The sequence below is a fragment of the Pseudomonas fluorescens genome, from assembly GCF_002022275.1.
GTDB lineage: Bacteria > Pseudomonadota > Gammaproteobacteria > Pseudomonadales > Pseudomonadaceae > Aquipseudomonas > Aquipseudomonas fluorescens_AJ.
In genome coordinates, this window is record NZ_MSDF01000016.1 from 476047 (window position 1) to 494302 (window position 18256).

13 protein-coding genes and 2 tRNA genes are annotated in these 18256 nt (G+C 60.3%); 11 read left to right on the forward strand and 4 right to left on the reverse strand.

Features of this window, described 5'->3' with window-relative positions; translation table 11 throughout:
• Nucleotides 1-30: 30 nt before the first annotated feature.
• The 4 genes from BFW87_RS14190 to BFW87_RS14205 form a co-directional block, all read right to left on the reverse strand.
• Nucleotides 31-1596, reverse strand: coding sequence for an ABC transporter permease (locus BFW87_RS14190; protein WP_078740415.1), 1566 nt, complete (start codon nucleotides 1594-1596; stop codon nucleotides 31-33).
• Complete coding sequence (locus tag BFW87_RS14195; RefSeq protein WP_078740416.1) at nucleotides 1596-2621, reverse strand: extracellular solute-binding protein; 1026 nt, start codon at nucleotides 2619-2621, stop codon at nucleotides 1596-1598. The genes BFW87_RS14190 and BFW87_RS14195 overlap by 1 nt, the downstream gene beginning before the upstream one ends.
• A 144-nt stretch (nucleotides 2622-2765) precedes the next feature.
• A tRNA-Leu gene (locus tag BFW87_RS14200) sits at nucleotides 2766-2852 on the reverse strand.
• A 152-nt stretch (nucleotides 2853-3004) separates the two neighbouring features.
• Nucleotides 3005-3091, reverse strand: a tRNA-Leu gene (locus tag BFW87_RS14205).
• Between the two features lie 224 nt (nucleotides 3092-3315).
• Here BFW87_RS14205 and rnr point away from each other — a divergent pair.
• From rnr to BFW87_RS14260, 11 genes are all read left to right on the forward strand, one after another.
• Nucleotides 3316-5952, forward strand: a complete 2637-nt coding sequence (gene rnr / locus BFW87_RS14210; RefSeq protein ID WP_078740417.1) for a ribonuclease R — start codon at nucleotides 3316-3318, stop codon at nucleotides 5950-5952.
• Nucleotides 5949-6704 (forward strand): 23S rRNA (guanosine(2251)-2'-O)-methyltransferase RlmB, encoded by a 756-nt coding sequence (gene rlmB / locus BFW87_RS14215; protein ID WP_078740418.1) that lies wholly within the window; start codon nucleotides 5949-5951, stop codon nucleotides 6702-6704. Before rnr ends, rlmB begins: the two co-directional genes overlap by 4 nt.
• Before the next feature lie 303 nt (nucleotides 6705-7007).
• Nucleotides 7008-7427, forward strand: coding sequence for a 30S ribosomal protein S6 (gene rpsF / locus BFW87_RS14220; protein ID WP_078740419.1), 420 nt, complete (start codon nucleotides 7008-7010; stop codon nucleotides 7425-7427).
• A 28-nt stretch (nucleotides 7428-7455) separates the two neighbouring features.
• On the forward strand, nucleotides 7456-7686 hold the full coding sequence (gene rpsR, locus BFW87_RS14225) for a 30S ribosomal protein S18 (protein WP_002551829.1): 231 nt from the start codon (nucleotides 7456-7458) through the stop codon (nucleotides 7684-7686).
• A 36-nt stretch (nucleotides 7687-7722) separates the two neighbouring features.
• Nucleotides 7723-8616 (forward strand): hypothetical protein, encoded by an 894-nt coding sequence (locus BFW87_RS14230; RefSeq protein WP_078740420.1) that lies wholly within the window; start codon nucleotides 7723-7725, stop codon nucleotides 8614-8616.
• A gap of 18 nt (nucleotides 8617-8634) precedes the next feature.
• Nucleotides 8635-9081, forward strand: coding sequence for a 50S ribosomal protein L9 (gene rplI / locus BFW87_RS14235; protein WP_010563337.1), 447 nt, complete (start codon nucleotides 8635-8637; stop codon nucleotides 9079-9081).
• Between the two features lie 110 nt (nucleotides 9082-9191).
• Nucleotides 9192-10586: a replicative DNA helicase gene (gene dnaB, locus BFW87_RS14240; RefSeq protein ID WP_078740421.1), complete on the forward strand. Its 1395-nt coding sequence runs from the start codon at nucleotides 9192-9194 to the stop codon at nucleotides 10584-10586.
• Nucleotides 10587-10778: 192 nt separating this feature from the next.
• Nucleotides 10779-13079 (forward strand): YgiQ family radical SAM protein, encoded by a 2301-nt coding sequence (locus BFW87_RS14245; RefSeq protein ID WP_078740422.1) that lies wholly within the window; start codon nucleotides 10779-10781, stop codon nucleotides 13077-13079.
• A gap of 204 nt (nucleotides 13080-13283) precedes the next feature.
• Complete coding sequence (locus tag BFW87_RS14250) at nucleotides 13284-14201, forward strand: NAD synthetase (RefSeq protein WP_078740423.1); 918 nt, start codon at nucleotides 13284-13286, stop codon at nucleotides 14199-14201.
• Nucleotides 14201-14638: a hypothetical protein gene (locus BFW87_RS14255; protein ID WP_078740424.1), complete on the forward strand. Its 438-nt coding sequence runs from the start codon at nucleotides 14201-14203 to the stop codon at nucleotides 14636-14638. Before BFW87_RS14250 ends, BFW87_RS14255 begins: the two co-directional genes overlap by 1 nt.
• Before the next feature lie 188 nt (nucleotides 14639-14826).
• A complete protein-coding gene (locus BFW87_RS14260) occupies nucleotides 14827-18117 on the forward strand; it encodes a DUF2126 domain-containing protein (protein ID WP_078740425.1) in 3291 nt (1096 codons plus the stop codon).
• The last annotated feature ends 139 nt before the right edge of the window (nucleotides 18118-18256 follow it).

Sequence of the window (18256 nt, forward strand, 5' to 3'; positions counted from 1 at the left end):
GTGGGAGCTGGCTTGCCTGCGATGGCTATTTCAGCGGCTCAGATACATCCGGGTCGTAAGTAAATAGACCGGTAATCCGGAAACCAGAATCAACAACGCCGCATAAGGCGCCGCCGCCGCGAACTCCACATTCGCGGTATGCGCCCACACGGCGGTCGCCAAGGTATTCAGCCCGGTCGGGCTCAGCAGCAACGTCGCCGTCAGCTCCTTCATCGCATCCAGAAACACCAGCGCAAACGCCGCACCCAATGCCGGGAAAATAATCGGCAGCGTCACCCGGCAAAACGCGCTGAACGACGATGCACCCAATGTGCGCGCCGCCTCTTCCAACTGCGGCGCAGCCTTGTTCAGCGCGGTACGAATCGGCGCCTGTGCCAGCGGCAGAAACAACAACGCATAAGCGATCAGCAACAACGCCGACGTCTGATACAGCGCCGGCACGTAATGCAGCGCGAAATACACCAGCGTCAGCGCAATCACCAGGCCAGGCAGGGCGTGCAGCAAATACGGCAGGCGCTCGGCCCAGATCGCCAGCTGGCCTTTATAGCGAACCACCAACAGTCCAACCGGCACGGCCAGCACCAGGCAAAGCGCCGCGCCACCCAGAGACAGTGCCAGGGAGGACAGCAACGCTTCACCAATCTCGGCCACCGGAAACGCCGCCGACGAACCCACCGCCAGCCAGTAACCCAGCATCCCCAGTGGAATGCCGCTGCCAATAATCGCCAGCGCCAGGCAATAGACTTGCCCCAGCGGCGCCCACTTGCCCAGTCGAACCTGCTCGGCATGCCGCGCCGCGCCTTGGCCGATGCGCACATGCCGGCCCTTGCCTCGCACACGCAACTCCAGCCACAGCAGCGTCAAGCACATCACCAGCAATACCGCCGACAGCATTGCGGCGTTGGCATTGCTGAATTCCAGTTCGAACTGTTGATAGATCGCGGTGGTGAAGGTCTGCAGTCCAATGATCGACAGCGCGCCGAATTCCACCAGCATATGCAAAGCGATCAGCAGCGCGCCGGCCAGTAGCGAAGGCCATAGCAAGGGCAGGGTGATGCGCCAAAACACGCCCCAGCGGTTCAGCCCGAGGGTGCGTGCCGACTCTTCAAGGGACGGATCAAGATTGCGCAAGGTCGCCGCCACCGGCAAAAACACTAAGGGGTATTTGGACAGGCTCATCACCAGAATCGCCCCGCCCAGCCCTTCAAAATTGGCGCTCAGCGACACCCAGGTAAAGCTGCTGACAAACGCCGGCACTGCAAACGGCAGGCACAGGATCACGCCCCAGATGCGCCGACCCGGCAAGTTGCTGCGCTCCAGCAGCCACGCCAGGGACAAACCGATCACACCGCACGCCACTGTCACCCCGACCATCAGCGCCAGGGTGTTGCGCAGCAATCCAAAAACGTAGGGGCGCCAGAGCAGATGCACGGCCTCTGACCAGCCCGCTTGCCAGGCTTTGGTGGCGACATACACCAGCGGCAGCAGGCTCAATCCCACCAGAAACAGCACGGGCAGCAACAGCCAGATCGATGGGCGCTTGCGGCGCGGGCTGAAGCCCCCGCGCAGGGCGGGGGCAGGTAGCGATGGGTTCATCAGTTCAAGCCAACGTCACGTTCCAGGTCCAGCGCTTCTTCGGCATTGCCCAAGTCCGCAGGGGTGACCTTTGGCGGTTGCAGCTCGCTGAAAGGCTTGAGGCCGCGGCTGGATTCCATGCCCTTGCGCAGCGGGTATTCAGCCGAGGTGTTGGTGATGACGCGCTGGCCTTCTTCACTGGCCATGAATGCCAGCAGTTGCTGGGCCTCTTTAGGGTGTTTGCTGGATTTCAGCGCGGCAGCCGAGGACACGGTAATCAGGCCGCCGACGTCGCCGTCGGTGAAGTAATGCAGCTGGGAATCGAGGTTGGTTTTTTCTTTTTTGAGGGCGAACCAGTAGTAATTGTTCACCAGTACGGTGGCTACTTCGCCGTTCTCTACGGCTTTTAGGGCGACCATGTTGTTGCTGTAGACCTTGCCGAACGCGCGCAGGCCGGTCAGCCATTCTTCGGCGGCTTCGCGACCGTGCAGCTTGATGATCGCCACGGCTTGTTCCTGGAACGCGCCGCTGGTGGGCACGAAGCCAACTTTGCCCTGCCACTCGGGGCCGGCGAAATCCAGTACGGATTTGGGCAGGTCTTTTTCTGCGATCAGTTTCGGGTTAAATGCCACGACGCGGGTGCGTGCAGTCACGCCCATCCAGTCGCCGTTGGCGCCGACATAATCCTTGGGCAATACGTCGAGGGTGCTGGCGTCGATTTTGGCCAGCAGGCCTTGCTCGCCAAGTTTGTTCAGCGGCGGCGATTCTTCGGTGTAGATCACGTCGGCAGGCGAGCGGGCGCCTTCTTCGACGATCTGGCTGGCCAGTTGGTTGCTGCTGCCTTTGCGCACGTTGACGTGAATGCCGGTTTTGGCTTCGAAGGCCTTGGCGAGTTCATCGCCAACTTCTTTGTGTTGGCCGTTGTACAGGGTCAAAGAAACCTTGTCGGCGGAGTAGGCGGCGGGCGTGAGCAGGGTCAGGCCGAGCAGGGTGAGGGTCAGGCCACGCAGAAGGGACGTCTTGAGACGGGTATCGCGGATGGTCATCCGAAGGTTTCCTCGCTTGTATGCAACAAATCGTTGCAAGGATAAACGATAAAACTTCTCAAGTGCGAACGAGGGGCAAATCGGCGGGAGGGTTTTCAAACCCCGGAAACGAAAAAACCCGCTTTCGCGGGTTTAATCTGAATTTGGTGCCCAGGAGAAGACTCGAACTTCCACGACCTTGCGATCACCAGCACCTGAAGCTGGCGTGTCTACCAATTTCACCACCTGGGCATTATCAGCAACGCTTGCGCTGTTGATGGAGCGAACTATACGGAGGGCTTTTTGATCTGTAAACCCCTGATTCAAAAATATAAATCAAGAATCCCTTTAAAAATCAAAGGCCTGAAACGAAAAAACCCGCTTTCGCGGGTTTGATCTGAATTTGGTGCCCAGGAGAAGACTCGAACTTCCACGACCTTGCGATCACCAGCACCTGAAGCTGGCGTGTCTACCAATTTCACCACCTGGGCAACATCAACAACGTTGCCGTCGTCGATGGCGCGCACTATACGGAGGGGGATTTGAGCTGTAAAGCCCTGCCATGAAAAAAGCCTGGAAAATTTCGCCAATGGTCGTGCAAGGTGCTCGCTGGGGGCTGCAAAGGGCTTTTAAACACTTGTTGATGCCTGAAATTTCCCGTTTCAATACGCGTATGCCAAACTAACCCGCATATAGACAAGGTGAAAACTCTCTAATGGCCGATTGGCAGTCCCTCGATCCCGAGGCCGCTCGTGAAGCGGAAAAATATGAAAACCCTATTCCTAGCCGCGAACTGATCCTGGCGCACCTCGCCGATCGGGGTTCGCCTGCTAGCCGTGAGCAGCTGGTTGAAGAGTTCGGTCTGACCACCGAAGACCAGCTCGAAGCCCTGCGCCGCCGTTTGCGTGCCATGGAGCGCGACGCTCAACTGATCTACACCCGCCGTGGCACTTACGCGCCTGTGGATAAGCTCGACCTGATCCTGGGCCGCATCGCCGGTCACCGTGACGGCTTCGGCTTCCTGATCCCGGACGACGGCAGCGACGATCTGTTCATGAGCCCGGCGCAAATGCGCCTGGTGTTCGATGGCGACCGTGCCCTGGCACGCGTTTCCGGCCTGGACCGTCGTGGTCGCCGTGAAGGCGTGATCGTCGAAGTGGTGTCGCGTGCTCACGAATCGATCGTTGGCCGTTACTTCGAAGAAGGCGGCATCGGTTTTGTGGTGCCGGATAACCCGAAGGTCCAGCAGGAAGTGCTGATTACCCCGGGCCGCAATGGCGCCGCCAAGGTCGGCCAGTTTGTCGAGGTGAAAATCACCCACTGGCCGACTGCGCGCTTCCAGCCTCAGGGCGATATCGTTGAAGTGGTCGGCAACTACATGGCGCCGGGCATGGAAATCGATGTTGCGCTGCGCACCTACGATATTCCTCACGTGTGGCCTGATGCGGTGCTCAAAGAAGCCGCCAAGCTCAAGCCGCAAGTGGAAGAGAAAGACAAAGAAAAACGCATCGACCTGCGTCATCTGCCGTTCGTCACCATCGACGGCGAAGACGCTCGCGACTTCGACGATGCGGTCTACTGCGAAGCCAAGCCTGGCAAGCTGCGCCTGTTCTCCGGCGGCTGGAAGTTGTTCGTCGCGATTGCCGACGTGTCCAGCTACGTGAAGATTGGTTCGGCGCTGGATAACGAAGCTCAGGTGCGCGGCAACTCCGTGTACTTCCCGGAGCGCGTGATCCCGATGCTGCCTGAGCAGCTGTCCAACGGTCTGTGCTCCCTGAACCCGAAAGTCGACCGTTTGGCCATGGTGTGCGAGATGACCATCTCGAAAACCGGTGAAATGACCGACTACCAGTTCTACGAAGCGGTGATCCACTCCCAGGCGCGCCTGACCTACAACAAGGTCAGCACCATTCTGGAAACGCCAAAAACCAGCGAAGCCAAGGCCCTGCGTACTGAATACGCGGGCGTGGTTCCACACCTCAAGCAGCTGTATTCGCTGTACAAGGTGTTGCTGGGCGCTCGTCACGTGCGTGGCGCGATCGATTTTGAAACCCAGGAAACCCGAATTGTCTTCGGTTCCGAGCGCAAGATCGCCGCGATCACCCCGACTACACGTAACGATGCTCACAAGCTGATCGAGGAATGCATGCTGGCGGCCAACGTGGCCACCGCTGAGTTCCTGAAGAAGCACGAGATTCCGGCGTTGTACCGGGTGCATGACGGCCCGCCGCCGGAGCGTCTGGAAAAACTGCGCGCGTTCCTCGGTGAACTCGGCCTGTCCCTGCACAAAGGCAAGGACGGCCCGTCGCCGAAGGATTACCAGGCACTGCTCGCGAGCATCAAGGACCGTCCGGATTACCACGTGATCCAGACCGTGATGCTGCGCTCCCTGAGCCAGGCGGTGTACAGCGCAGATAACCAGGGCCACTTCGGCTTGAATTATGAAGCGTATACACACTTCACCTCGCCGATTCGCCGTTACCCGGACCTGCTCACGCACCGCGCGATCCGCAGCGTAATTCACTCGAAGCAGAACACCCCGCACGTTCAGCGCGCCGGTGCCATGACCATTCCGAAGGCGCGGATCTATCCGTACGACGAAGCGGCCCTGGAACAGCTGGGCGAGCAGTGCTCCATGAGCGAGCGTCGTGCCGACGAAGCGACCCGCGACGTGGTGAACTGGCTCAAGTGCGAGTTCATGAAAGATCGCGTTGGCGAGACGTTCCCGGGCGTGATCACGGCCGTGACCGGCTTTGGTCTGTTTGTGGAGCTGACCGATATTTACGTCGAAGGCCTGGTACACGTCACCGCCTTGCCGGGTGACTACTACCACTTTGACCCTGTGCATCACCGCTTGGCGGGCGAGCGCACCGGTCGCAGCTTCCGTTTGGGCGACACCGTGGAAGTGCAGGTCATGCGCGTCGATCTCGACGAGCGCAAGATCGACTTCGGTATGCCTGACAAACCTGCCGAAGCACCGGGCAGCCGTAAAAAACGCGGCAGCGAGACTGCTGCGCCAGCCAGCAAAGGCAAAGGGGCTCCCGCGAAAGCGGCGGTCGCCGAGCCTGCGCCAGCCAAGGCGGGCCGTCGCTCGTCGACCAAGGAAAAGGCCCCCGAAGCCTACCGCCCTAGCGACGCTGCGGCGAAAAACGCCGAGCTGCGCAAGAGCCGCGAGTTGAAGCAGCAGTTGCTTAACGAAGCCAAAAGCGGTGGTAAAGCGGCGTCTGGGGGAAAGTCTCGCGGGGCGGAAAATCCGTCGAGCAAGCCAAGTAAACACCGTAAAGGCCCGCCAAAAGCGGGTTCGGCCCCCGCGAAAAGCGGCGGGTCGCGCAAACCTAAGGCCAAGTCATGAGTCTGGAAAAAATCTACGGCGTACACGCCGTAGAAGCCCTGCTGCGTCACCATCCCAAACGCGTCAAGCAAGTGTGGCTGGCGGAAGGTCGCAGTGAGCCGCGCGTACAAGCGCTGGTCGAGCTGGCTACCCAAAACAAGGTTGCCATCGGCCAGGCCGAGCGTCGTGAAATGGACGTGTGGGTAGAGGGCGTTCACCAGGGCGTGGTCGCCGACGTCAGCCCGAGCCAGGTCTGGGGCGAAGCGATGCTCGATGAGCTGCTCGACCGTACCGAAGGTGCTCCGCTGTTGCTGGTGCTGGACGGTGTGACCGACCCGCACAACCTCGGCGCCTGCCTGCGTTCGGCAGATGCTGCCGGTGCGCTGGCGGTGATCGTGCCTAAAGACAAGTCGGCCACCCTGACGCCAGTCGTGCGTAAAGTGGCGTGCGGTGCGGCGGAAGTGATTCCGCTGGTCGCCGTGACTAACCTGGCGCGTACCCTGGAGAAACTCCAGCAGCGTGGCCTGTGGGTTGTGGGCACGGCAGGCGAGGCTGAAGTCAGTATTTATGACCAGGACCTCACCGGCCCGACCATCCTGATCATGGGCGCCGAAGGCAAAGGCATGCGTCGCCTGACCCGTGAGCACTGCGACTATTTGGTGAAACTGCCGATGGCCGGTAGCGTCAGCAGCCTGAACGTGTCGGTTGCGACGGGCGTGTGCCTGTTTGAAGCCCAGCGCCAGCGTGGCGTGAAGGCCAAGACGAAGAAGTAACCAAGCCTCACGCAGTTCCAAATGTGGGAGCTGGCTTGCCTGCGATAGCATCACCTCAGTATCACTGATACACCGAGGTGACTGCATCGCAGGCAAGCCAGCTCCCACAGTTGTTTGGGGTGTTTGGAAGATTGTTCAAATAATCACCAATCACCTTGCGCCGTTTCTCCCCCTTCTCTACAATTGCGCCCCTTGCCTTCCTGGCAGGCACCGATGTGCCTCCCTGCGGCAAGATCCATAAGTGTCATTCACTCCTTGTCTGACCGTTTTTGAGCGGCAGGCTACAACCCGTAAGGAGCATTCATGCGTCATTACGAAATCATCTTTTTGGTCCACCCGGATCAAAGCGAGCAAGTCGGCGGCATGGTAGAGCGTTACACCAAGCTGATCGAAGAAGACGGCGGCAAAATCCACCGTCTGGAAGATTGGGGCCGTCGTCAACTGGCCTACGCAATCAACAATGTTCACAAGGCTCACTACGTGATGCTGAACGTTGAATGCACTGGCAAGGCCCTGGCCGAGCTGGAAGACAACTTCCGCTACAACGATGCAGTGATCCGTAACCTGGTCATCCGTCGCGAAGAAGCCGTTACCGGCCAATCCGAGATGCTCAAGGCTGAAGAAAACCGCAGTGAGCGCCGTGAGCGTCGCGACCGTCCTGAGCACGATGACGCTGATAGCGTTAGCGATGACAGCGACAACAGCGATAACGCTGACGAGTAATCCACGGACCTTTTAAGGAGCCTATCAAATGGCACGTTTCTTCCGTCGTCGTAAATTTTGCCGCTTCACCGCTGAAGACGTCAAAGAGATCGATTACAAAGATCTCAACACTCTGAAAGCCTACGTATCCGAGACCGGCAAAATCGTTCCAAGCCGTATCACCGGTACCAAAGCACGTTATCAGCGTCAGCTGGCCACCGCTATCAAGCGCGCCCGCTTCCTGGCCCTGCTGGCCTACACCGACAGCCACGGCCGCTGAGACCGGGCAGTCGACACGTAGTAAGGGATTGAATGCATGCGCGCCTTAGCTGAGTTCATCATGCGCGGTCGCGTGCAGGCCACTCTGGTAGTGGCTGGATGTGCGGCATTGCCGTTGCTTTATTGGTTGGGTGCTGCTGCAGGTTGCCTTGTGCTCCTGCGGCGCGGTTTGAAGGACGCCCTTGGCGTTCTTGCCCTGGGATTGTTGCCGGCCTTGATCTGGTGGCTGCAATTCGGTGATCCACGGGTACTTCTGGTACTGCTGGGGTCATCGAGCCTTGCGTTGGTTTTACGCGCAAGTGAGTCCTGGGTCCGCACGCTGCTGGTCAGCGTGGCATTGGGGTTGGTGTACTCAGTGATGCTTGGCGCGGCTTTCCGCCCGCAAATCGAAGCGCTGTCGCAAGAGATCGTCAAGATCCTGCCGATGGCGCTCGGGGATCTCTACCAGCAATTGTCGGTAGATGAGCGAGCGCGGTTTGTGTCACTGATTGCACCGGTCCTGACCGGCCTGATTGCGGCTTTGTTGCAGGTTGTCAGCGTGCTGAGCCTGATTCTTGGGCGTTATTGGCAGGCGTTGTTGTACAACCCGGGTGGTTTTGGTCGCGAATTTCGCAGTATCAGAATCCCTGCGGGGCCGGCGATGTTGCTGCTGGCGTGCATGGTTGTCGGACCGAACTTCGGTCCACAGATGGCCTTGCTGGCGCCGATTTGCAGCGTACCGCTGGTGTTTGCCGGGCTGGCCCTGATTCATGGGCTGGTTGCGCGAAAGCGCCTGGCCAGGTTCTGGCTGGTGGGGTTGTACGTCACGCTGTTGCTGTTCATGCAGCTGATCTATCCGTTACTCGTGGTTTTGGCCATTGTCGACGGCCTGATTGATTTTCGCGGTCGTCTCGCATCGAAAGATGCCGATAACGCGAACGGTGAAGGTTAAAAGTTAGAGGATTTTCACATGCAACTGATCCTTCTGGAAAAAGTCGCCAACCTGGGCAACCTGGGCGACAAAGTGAACGTTAAGGCCGGTTACGGTCGTAACTACCTGCTGCCATACGGCAAAGCCACCGCTGCAACCGCTGCCAACCTGGCTGCGTTTGAAGAGCGTCGTGCTGAGCTGGAAAAAGCAGCAGCAGACAAAAAAGCTTCGGCCGAAACTCGCGCTGCCCAACTGGCTGAGCTGGAAGTGACTATCACTGCCACCGCCGGTGACGAAGGCAAGCTGTTCGGTTCGATCGGCACCCACGACATCGCTGATGCACTGACCGCCTCCGGCGTTGAAGTTGCGAAAAGCGAAGTTCGTCTGCCGAACGGCACCATCCGCAACGTAGGCGAATTCGACGTAGCCGTGCACCTGCACGCCGAAGTTGAAGCCACCGTACGCGTTGTAGTGGTAGCAGCTTAAGTCGCACCTAACTGACTGGCACCTCGCGTGTCAGGCGGTTAACATCGGGCACGATCCTGTTTACAGGTCGTGCCTTTTGTTTTTCTACAATCCCCTAATTCCAAGTGGCCATGAACGATATTTCAGCTCCCGAGCAATACGATCTGCAAACCGCTGCCCTGAAGGTGCCGCCGCATTCTATCGAGGCCGAACAGGCTGTACTCGGTGGTTTGATGCTGGACAACAACGCCTGGGAACGCGTGCTGGATCAAGTCTCGGACGGTGACTTCTATCGCCATGACCACCGCCTGATCTTCCGTGCCATCGCCAAGCTGGCCGACCTGAACTCCCCGATCGACGTCGTGACCCTTGCCGAGCAATTGGACAAGGAAGGTCAGACCTCGCAGGTGGGTGGTCTCGGTTACCTCGGTGAGTTGGCCAAAAACACCCCGTCGGTCGCCAACATCAAGGCCTATGCGCAGATCGTCCGCGCGCGGGCTACCTTGCGCCAGTTGATCGGCATTGCCACTGAAATCGCCGACAGCGCGTTTAACCCGGAAGGGCGTACCGCCGAAGAAATTCTCGACGAAGCCGAACGGCAGATCTTCCAGATCGCCGAAGCGCGCCCGAAAACCGGCGGCCCGGTCAGCGTCAACGATCTGTTGACCAAGGCCATCGACCGTATCGACACGCTGTTCAACACCGACAACGCCATCACCGGCCTGTCTACCGGCTACACCGACCTCGATGGCATGACCAGTGGCCTGCAACCGGCCGACTTGATCATCGTCGCGGGCCGTCCGTCGATGGGTAAAACCACCTTCGCCATGAACCTGGTGGAAAACGCGGTGTTACGCAGCGAAAAAGCCGTACTGGTGTACTCCCTCGAGATGCCAGGCGAATCGCTGATCATGCGGATGCTTTCCTCGCTCGGCCGTATCGACCAGACCAAAGTACGGGCGGGTCGCCTGGAAGACGACGATTGGCCGCGGCTGACCTCGGCGGTCAACCTGCTCAATGATCGCAAGCTGTTCATCGATGACACCGCCGGTATCAGCCCCTCGGAAATGCGCGCGCGTACCCGACGGCTGGTGCGTGAGCACGGCGAAATCGGCCTGATCATGATCGACTACCTGCAATTGATGCAGATCGCGGGCTCCAGCGGCGACAACCGGACCAACGAGATTTCCGAGATTTCCCGCTCGTTGAAAGCCCTGGCCAAGGAATTCAACTGCCCGGTGGTGGCGCTCTCGCAGCTCAACCGCTCCCTGGAGCAGCGACCGAACAAACGCCCGATCAACTCCGACTTGCGGGAATCCGGAGCGATCGAGCAGGATGCCGACGTCATCATGTTCGTGTACCGGGACGAGGTGTACCACCCGGAAACCGAGCACAAAGGTATCGCCGAGATCATCATCGGCAAGCAGCGTAACGGCCCGATCGGCACCACGCGCCTGGCGTTTATCGGCAAATACACCCGTTTCGAAAACCTTGCGCCGGGTAGTTACAACTTCGACGACGAGTAACTCCCCCAGAGTCTGTAAGGGCCTCATCGCAGGCAAGCCAGCTCCCACATTTGAAGGTATTAACAATTCAAGTGTGGTAGCTGGCTTGCCTGCGATGGCGTCACCACAATTCCGACTGTTGCCGTCGGAATTGGTCAAAATTTGTGCTATATTCCGCGCCCGCGATTTTTCATCTCAACACCGGTCATCGTCATGCAAACAGCCAAGCCGTTATTTGACTATCCCAAGTACTGGGCCGAATGTTTCGGCCCAGCGCCATTCCTGCCGATGAGCAGGGAGGAGATGGATCAGCTTGGCTGGGATTCCTGCGACATCATCATCGTCACCGGTGATGCCTACGTTGACCATCCGTCGTTCGGCATGGCGATCATCGGCCGGCTGCTGGAGTCTCAGGGCTTCCGCGTCGGGATCATTGCGCAGCCGAACTGGCAGTCCAAAGACGACTTCATGAAGCTCGGCGAGCCGAACCTGTTCTTCGGCGTCGCGGCCGGCAACATGGATTCGATGATCAACCGCTACACCGCTGACAAGAAAATCCGCTCCGACGACGCCTACACCCCGGGCGGCATGGCCGGCAAACGTCCGGACCGCGCGAGCCTGGTGTACAGCCAGCGCTGCAAGGAAGCCTACAAAAACGTGCCGATCGTACTCGGCGGCATCGAAGCCTCCCTGCGCCGCATCGCCCACTACGACTACTGGCAGGATCGTGTGCGCAACTCGATCCTGATCGACGCCACCGCCGATATCCTGCTGTACGGCAACGCCGAACGTGCGATTGTCGAGGTTGCCCAGCGCCTGTCGTGGGGCCATAAGATCGAAGACATTACCGACGTGCGCGGCACCGCGTTCATTCGCCGTGACACGCCGGCGGGCTGGTACGAAGTGGACTCCACGCGTATCGACCGCCCGGGCAAGATCGACAAGATCATCAACCCGTACGTGAACACTCAGGACACCCAGGCCTGCGCCATCGAGCAGGAAAAGGGCCCGGTGGATGATCCGGAAGAAGCCAAGGTCGTGCAGATCCTGGCCAGCCCGCGCATGACCCGCGACAAAACCGTGATCCGCCTGCCGTCGGTAGAAAAAGTCCGTGGCGACGCCGTGCTCTATGCCCACGCCAACCGCGTGTTGCACCTGGAAACCAACCCGGGCAACGCCCGCGCGCTGGTGCAGAAGCACGGCGAAGTGGACGTATGGTTCAACCCGCCGCCCATCCCGATGACCACCGAAGAAATGGACTACGTGTTTGGCATGCCTTACGCACGTATCCCGCACCCGGCGTACGGCAAGGAAAAGATCCCGGCCTACGACATGATCCGCTTCTCGGTGAACATCATGCGTGGCTGCTTCGGCGGCTGCACTTTCTGCTCGATCACCGAGCACGAAGGCCGCATCATCCAGAACCGTTCTGAAGAGTCGATCATTCGCGAGATCGAAGAGATTCGCGACAAGGTCCCGGGCTTTACCGGTGTGATCTCCGACCTCGGCGGACCGACCGCGAACATGTACCGCATCGCTTGCAAGAGCCCGGAAATCGAATCCGCGTGCCGCAAGCCGTCCTGCGTGTTCCCCGGCATCTGCCCGAACCTGAACACCGACCACTCCTCGCTGATCCAGCTGTACCGCAGCGCCCGTGCATTGCCCGGTGTGAAGAAGATTCTGATCGCTTCCGGCCTGCGCTACGACCTGGCCGTAGAGTCGCCGGAATACGTCAAAGAGCTGGTCACCCACCACGTCGGTGGTTACCTCAAGATCGCCCCGGAACACACCGAGGAAGGTCCGCTCAACCAGATGATGAAACCGGGCATTGGCAGCTATGACAAGTTCAAGCGCATGTTCGAGAAGTACACCAAGGAAGCGGGCAAGGAGCAGTACCTGATTCCTTACTTCATCGCCGCCCACCCGGGCACCACCGATGAAGACATGATGAACCTGGCCCTGTGGCTCAAGCGCAATGACTTCCGCGCTGACCAGGTGCAGGCGTTCTACCCGTCGCCAATGGCCACCGCCACCGCGATGTACCACTCGGGCAAGAACCCGTTGCGCAAGGTCACCTACAAGAGCGACGCCGTGGCCATCGTCAAGAGCGAAGACCAGCGCCGTCTGCACAAGGCGTTCCTGCGCTACCACGACCCGAAAGGTTGGCCGATTTTGCGTGAAGCGCTGACCCGCATGGGCCGCGCCGACCTGATCGGGCCGGGCAAGGAGCAGTTGATCCCGCTGCACCAGCCGTCCACCGACAGCTACCAGAGCGCGCGTCGCAAAAACTCGACGCCGGCCGGCAGCCACAAGGTCGCCAAGGAAACCACCAAAATCCTCACCCAGCACACCGGTTTGCCACCGCGCGGCAGCGACGGCAGCAACCCGTGGGACAAGCGTGAGCAAGCCAAGGCTGCGGCCCAGGCCCGCAACAAGCAGGCAGCCAAAGAGCGCAGTGATGCGGCGAAGGGCAAGGGCGGCAAGCCTGCGCGCAAGCCGGTAGTGCCGCGTTGATCGTGATCTGAATACGCAAAACGCCAGCCTCGTGCTGGCGTTTTGCTTTCTAGGCGCTGGGTGGCCTGTTTGTTATGGTGGCGCCCATTAGATTGCTATCGCAGGCAAGCCAGCTCCCACAGTTGGAATGCATTCCCCTGTGGGAGCTGGCTTGCCTGCGATGAGGCCGGTGTGGCCACATCACCTTCAAGGAAGAACACCCCCATGAGCAGCCCCCTGGCCGGCATCGGCATGGACTCCAACCGCTCCCAATTCATGGCGCGCCAGCGCCTCGAAAGCCAGATCAACCTGCGGCGCCTGTTCGCGGCCATCGACGCCGACCCTGCCATCGTGGGTGCCGGCGTCGTCTACATCGACGCCGACTTCAACGTCATCACCCTGCGCGAATTCCAGCCCATCTGCAGCATCGCACCCAAACGCGTCATCCTGCGCGAGGCCCAGAAATACATCGCCCCGGCGCAGTTTGCGCAGCACGTCCAGGACAACCCTCGAGAGTCGCGTGTGGTGGGGGAGGCGCTCAACACCACGTTGTCCTGCGCCGGGGCGGTCATCGGCTGGATCGTGGTACTCAGCGGCTCCGTTGCGGTGCCCTTTACGGCGGGCGCCAGCAGCGTGGTTGCCGCGATTGGCTACACGGCCGCCACGGCCAGCACGTTGCAGTGCGTGGCCAGTGGTTATCGCACGGTCAATGAAATCAGCAACCCGGCCAAAAATGACGAACTCGACAGTGCGCAGTGGTACCAGTACACAATGATCGCGCTGGATGCCGCCTCGCTGGTCGGCGTAGGTGCCTCGGCGCTGACTACGATAAAACTGGTACGCATGAATCAAGCGGCCACCGGCAAAAGCGTGCGGGAAGTCCTCAAGGGTTTGAACCGTCAGGAGCGCGCCAAGTTGACCAAGGAGTTGCTCAGTATCAAGGACCCGCGCATGAGCTCGAAAATGCTCAAGTTGAAGCAGTTGTCAGGCGAGGCGACCAAACGGTTCACGCCCACCCAGGTGAAGCATGCAACGGTGACACAGATAAAAGATGCCTTGGGCGCCGCGATCGGCTTAACCGGCAGTGCTGTTTCAGGGAATGTGCGCACACTTGCCGTCGGCCTGTATGAGGAGATCGAGTGATGCATGAGATGCCCGGTATTCGCAGTTTTCTCTCGCAGTATTTTCCGGTGTTCATGGGCGCGATTTTTGCGGCTGTGTTTACGTTGGTGCTCGCCGTCCCACTGGTGTTCGACAGCTATTTCCCGGACCTGCCATTGGCGCAAAACGCCCAGTATTCTTTTCTGGGCGGCCTGGCACTGGCCTGGCTCGTGGTGCACTGCAATTTCATGATCGCGCGTGGCCGCCCGCAATGGGTTTGGCCGCTGGCAACCCTGTTGGGGCTTTGCCTTCTGGCGGTATTGCCGACAGTCGCGTACCGGCCGCATTTCCTGTTGTATGGCTTGAGCGTGCTGCTACCGCTGCTTGGATTGTTGCTGCTGAACAGCAAACGCCACCGCGAAATGCGCCGGAAGCTGCTTGAGGTGCGCCACCTGCGAGAGGCCGCCAAAGCCGGCTGATTGGGTAGATTCACCACCCACCCCTCACACATCCGCCACAAATATGTGCAAGCCTCGCACCACGGCACCCGCGTTGGCGCCGTTTTGGTGCTGTACTGCACCGGGTCCCACGATAAAGCGCAATGACGACTGCTCTGGCATAAGTCTTGCGCGCTTTGTTTTCATGCCCTGGCTCGCAGGAGGCCGCCGTGTCGATTCATGTCGCGTTGCACCACGTTACGCATTACCGCTACGACCGTGCTGTCGAACTTGGCCCGCAGATTGTGCGTTTGCGTCCGGCGGCCCATAGCCGCACACGGATATTGTCCTACGCACTCAAAGTGCTGCCTGAGCAGCACTTCATCAATTGGCAGCAAGACCCACAGGGCAATTACCTGGCGCGGTTGGTGTTCCCGGAAAAGACTGAAGAACTGCGCATCGAAGTTGACCTGGTCGCCGAGATGGCGGTGTTCAATCCCTTCGACTTTTTCCTTGAGCCCTACGCCGAAAAAATCCCGTTCAGCTACGCCGCCGATGAGCAGCGTGAGCTGGCGCCGTACCTGGAAACCTTGCCGCTGACGCCGAAATTTGCCGCCTACCTGGCCGGCATCGACCGTACGCCGTTGCCTGCGGTGGATTTTCTGGTGGGCCTCAACCAGCGTTTGGCCGCCGATATTGGTTACCTGATTCGCATGGAACCGGGCGTGCAAACCCCGGAGTTCACCCTGGAAAACGCCTCCGGCTCCTGCCGTGATTCGGCGTGGCTGCTGGTGCAGTTGTTGCGTAACCTGGGGTTGGCGGCGCGCTTTGTGTCCGGCTACCTGATTCAGCTCACCGCCGATGTCAAAGCCCTCGACGGCCCGTCCGGCACCGAAGTCGACTTCACCGACCTGCACGCCTGGTGTGAGGTGTATTTGCCCGGCGCGGGCTGGATCGGTCTGGACGCCACGTCCGGGCTGTTCGCCGGTGAAGGGCATATCCCATTGGCCTGTAGTCCCGATCCTTCTTCTGCCGCGCCGATCAGTGGCTTAGTGGAACCGTGCGAGTGCGAATTTACCCACGAAATGTCGGTCGAGCGGATTTGGGAAGCGCCGCGCGTCACCAAGCCCTACACCGAAGAGCAATGGCTGGCGATCCAGGCCCTGGGCCGACAGATCGACGGCGACCTGCTCAAGGACGATGTGCGCCTGACCATGGGCGGCGAACCGACCTTTGTGTCCATCGATGACCCCGACGGTGCCGAGTGGAACACCGCCGCATTGGGGCCGGACAAACGCCGCTTGTCCGCCGAACTGTTTCAGCGCATGCGCAACCACTACGCGCCCAAAGGCCTTGTGCATTTCGGCCAGGGCAAGTGGTACCCGGGCGAGCAACTGCCGCGCTGGTCGCTCAACTGCTATTGGCGCCGCGATGGGGTGCCGATCTGGCACAACAGCGCGCTGATCGCCGATGAGCAGGAGGATTACGGCGCTGATGGCGTGATGGCTGGGCGTTTTCTGGCCAGCGTCGCCGAGCGCCTCAAGCTGCCCGCGCGCTTCGTGTTCCCGGCTTTCGAAGACAATTTCTACTATCTGTGGCGCGAAGGTGCTTTGCCGCAAAACGTCACCGCCCAGGACCCGCGCCTGAGCGACGACCTGGAGCGCGAGCGCCTGCGCAAAGTGTTCAGTCAGGGCCTGGATAAAGTCATCGGCCAAGTGCTGCCGCTGGCGCGCACCGCTGCCAATGACCGTTGGCAGAGCGGGCGCTGGTACCTGCGCGATAACCACTGTCGCTTGGTGCCGGGCGACTCGCCGCTGGGTTATCGCCTGCCGCTGGCCTCGCAGCCTTGGGTGACGGCGGCGGAGTATCCGTTTGTGCACCCGGTTGATCCCAATCAGGATCTGCCTGACTTGCCGACGACGGCGCAACTGCAAAGCCACGCCGACGCTGCGCCGAGTGATGAGCGGGTGCCAGAGGTGGATCAGTCCGCCGACTGGCTGACGCGCACCGCACTGTGCGCCGAAGCGCGGGAAGGGCGGCTGTACCTGTTCATGCCGCCACTGGAACGCGTCGAGGATTACCTGGAGCTGGTGGCCGCCATCGAGGCCACTGCCGAGGAGCTGCATTGCCCCGTATTGCTGGAGGGCTACGAGCCACCGGCCGACACACGCCTGAGCAACTTCCGCGTCACCCCGGACCCGGGTGTGATCGAGGTTAACGTGCAGCCGTCCGCTACGTGGGACGAGCTGGTGGAGCGCACCGAATTCCTCTACGAAGAGGCGCGGCAGACTCGCCTGACCACTGAAAAATTCATGATCGACGGGCGCCACACCGGCACCGGCGGCGGTAACCATTTTGTACTCGGCGGCGCGACGCCCAAAGACTCACCGTTCCTGCGCCGCCCTGATTTGCTGCGCAGCCTGATCAGCTATTGGCACAACCATCCGTCGTTGTCCTACCTGTTTTCCGGCTTATTCATCGGCCCGACTTCCCAGGCACCACGGGTAGACGAAGCCCGCAACGACGCGCTGTACGAGCTGGAAATTGCCTTCGCACAAATGCCTGAACCGGGCGAAGACTGCCCGCCATGGTTGGTAGATCGCTTGCTGCGCAACCTGTTGATCGATGTGACGGGCAACACCCACCGCGCCGAATTCTGTGTCGACAAACTCTACTCGCCCGACGGCGCCACTGGCCGTTTGGGCCTGCTGGAACTGCGCGCGTTTGAAATGCCGCCCCATGCGCGCATGAGCCTCACCCAGCAATTGCTGTTGCGCGCTCTGGTTGCGCGCTTCTGGCGTGAGCCCTACGCGCCGCCGAAACTGGCGCGCTGGGGTACCGAGCTGCACGACCGTTTCCTGCTGCCGCACTTTATCGAGCAGGACTTCGCCGACGTGATCGTCGAACTCAACGCCGCCGGTTACCCGCTGCGCGCCGAATGGTTTGCGGCGCACCTGGAGTTCCGTTTCCCCAAGGTCGGCGACTACGCCGTCAGCGGTATCGAACTGGAACTGCGCCAGGCCCTGGAGCCCTGGCACGTGCTGGGCGAGGAGGGCGCGGTGGGCGGCACGGTGCGCTACGTGGATTCGTCCCTGGAGCGTTTGCAGGTGAAGTTGAGCGGGCTGGCGCCGCAGCGTTATCTGCTGACCTGCAATGGCATCCCGGTGCCGCTGCAAGCCACCGGGCGCGTGGGCGAATTCGTCGCGGGCGTGCGTTATCGCGCCTGGCAACCGGCCAACTGTTTGCAGCCGACAATCCCGGTGCATGCGCCGTTGGTGTTCGATTTACTGGATACGTGGATGCAGCGCTCGCTGGGCGGTTGCCAGTATCATGTCGCCCATCCGGGCGGGCGCAATTACGACAGCTTGCCGGTGAATGCCAATGAAGCTGAAAGCCGGCGCATGGCGCGGTTTTTCCGGTTGGGGCATACCCCAGGGAAACTCCCGGTGCCGACTGTGGTGGTGAACGACGAGTTGCCCATGACCCTGGATTTACGGCGTTTCCCGAATAAAAATGACTAAATGCGGTTAAAATGTGGGAGCGGGCTTGCTCGCGAATGCGGTGGATCAGCCGATACAGGTATTGACTGATCCACCGCATTCGCGAGCAAGCCCGCTCCCACATTAGACTGTGGTGAATTTGAATTCCTTGCCCCTGCCG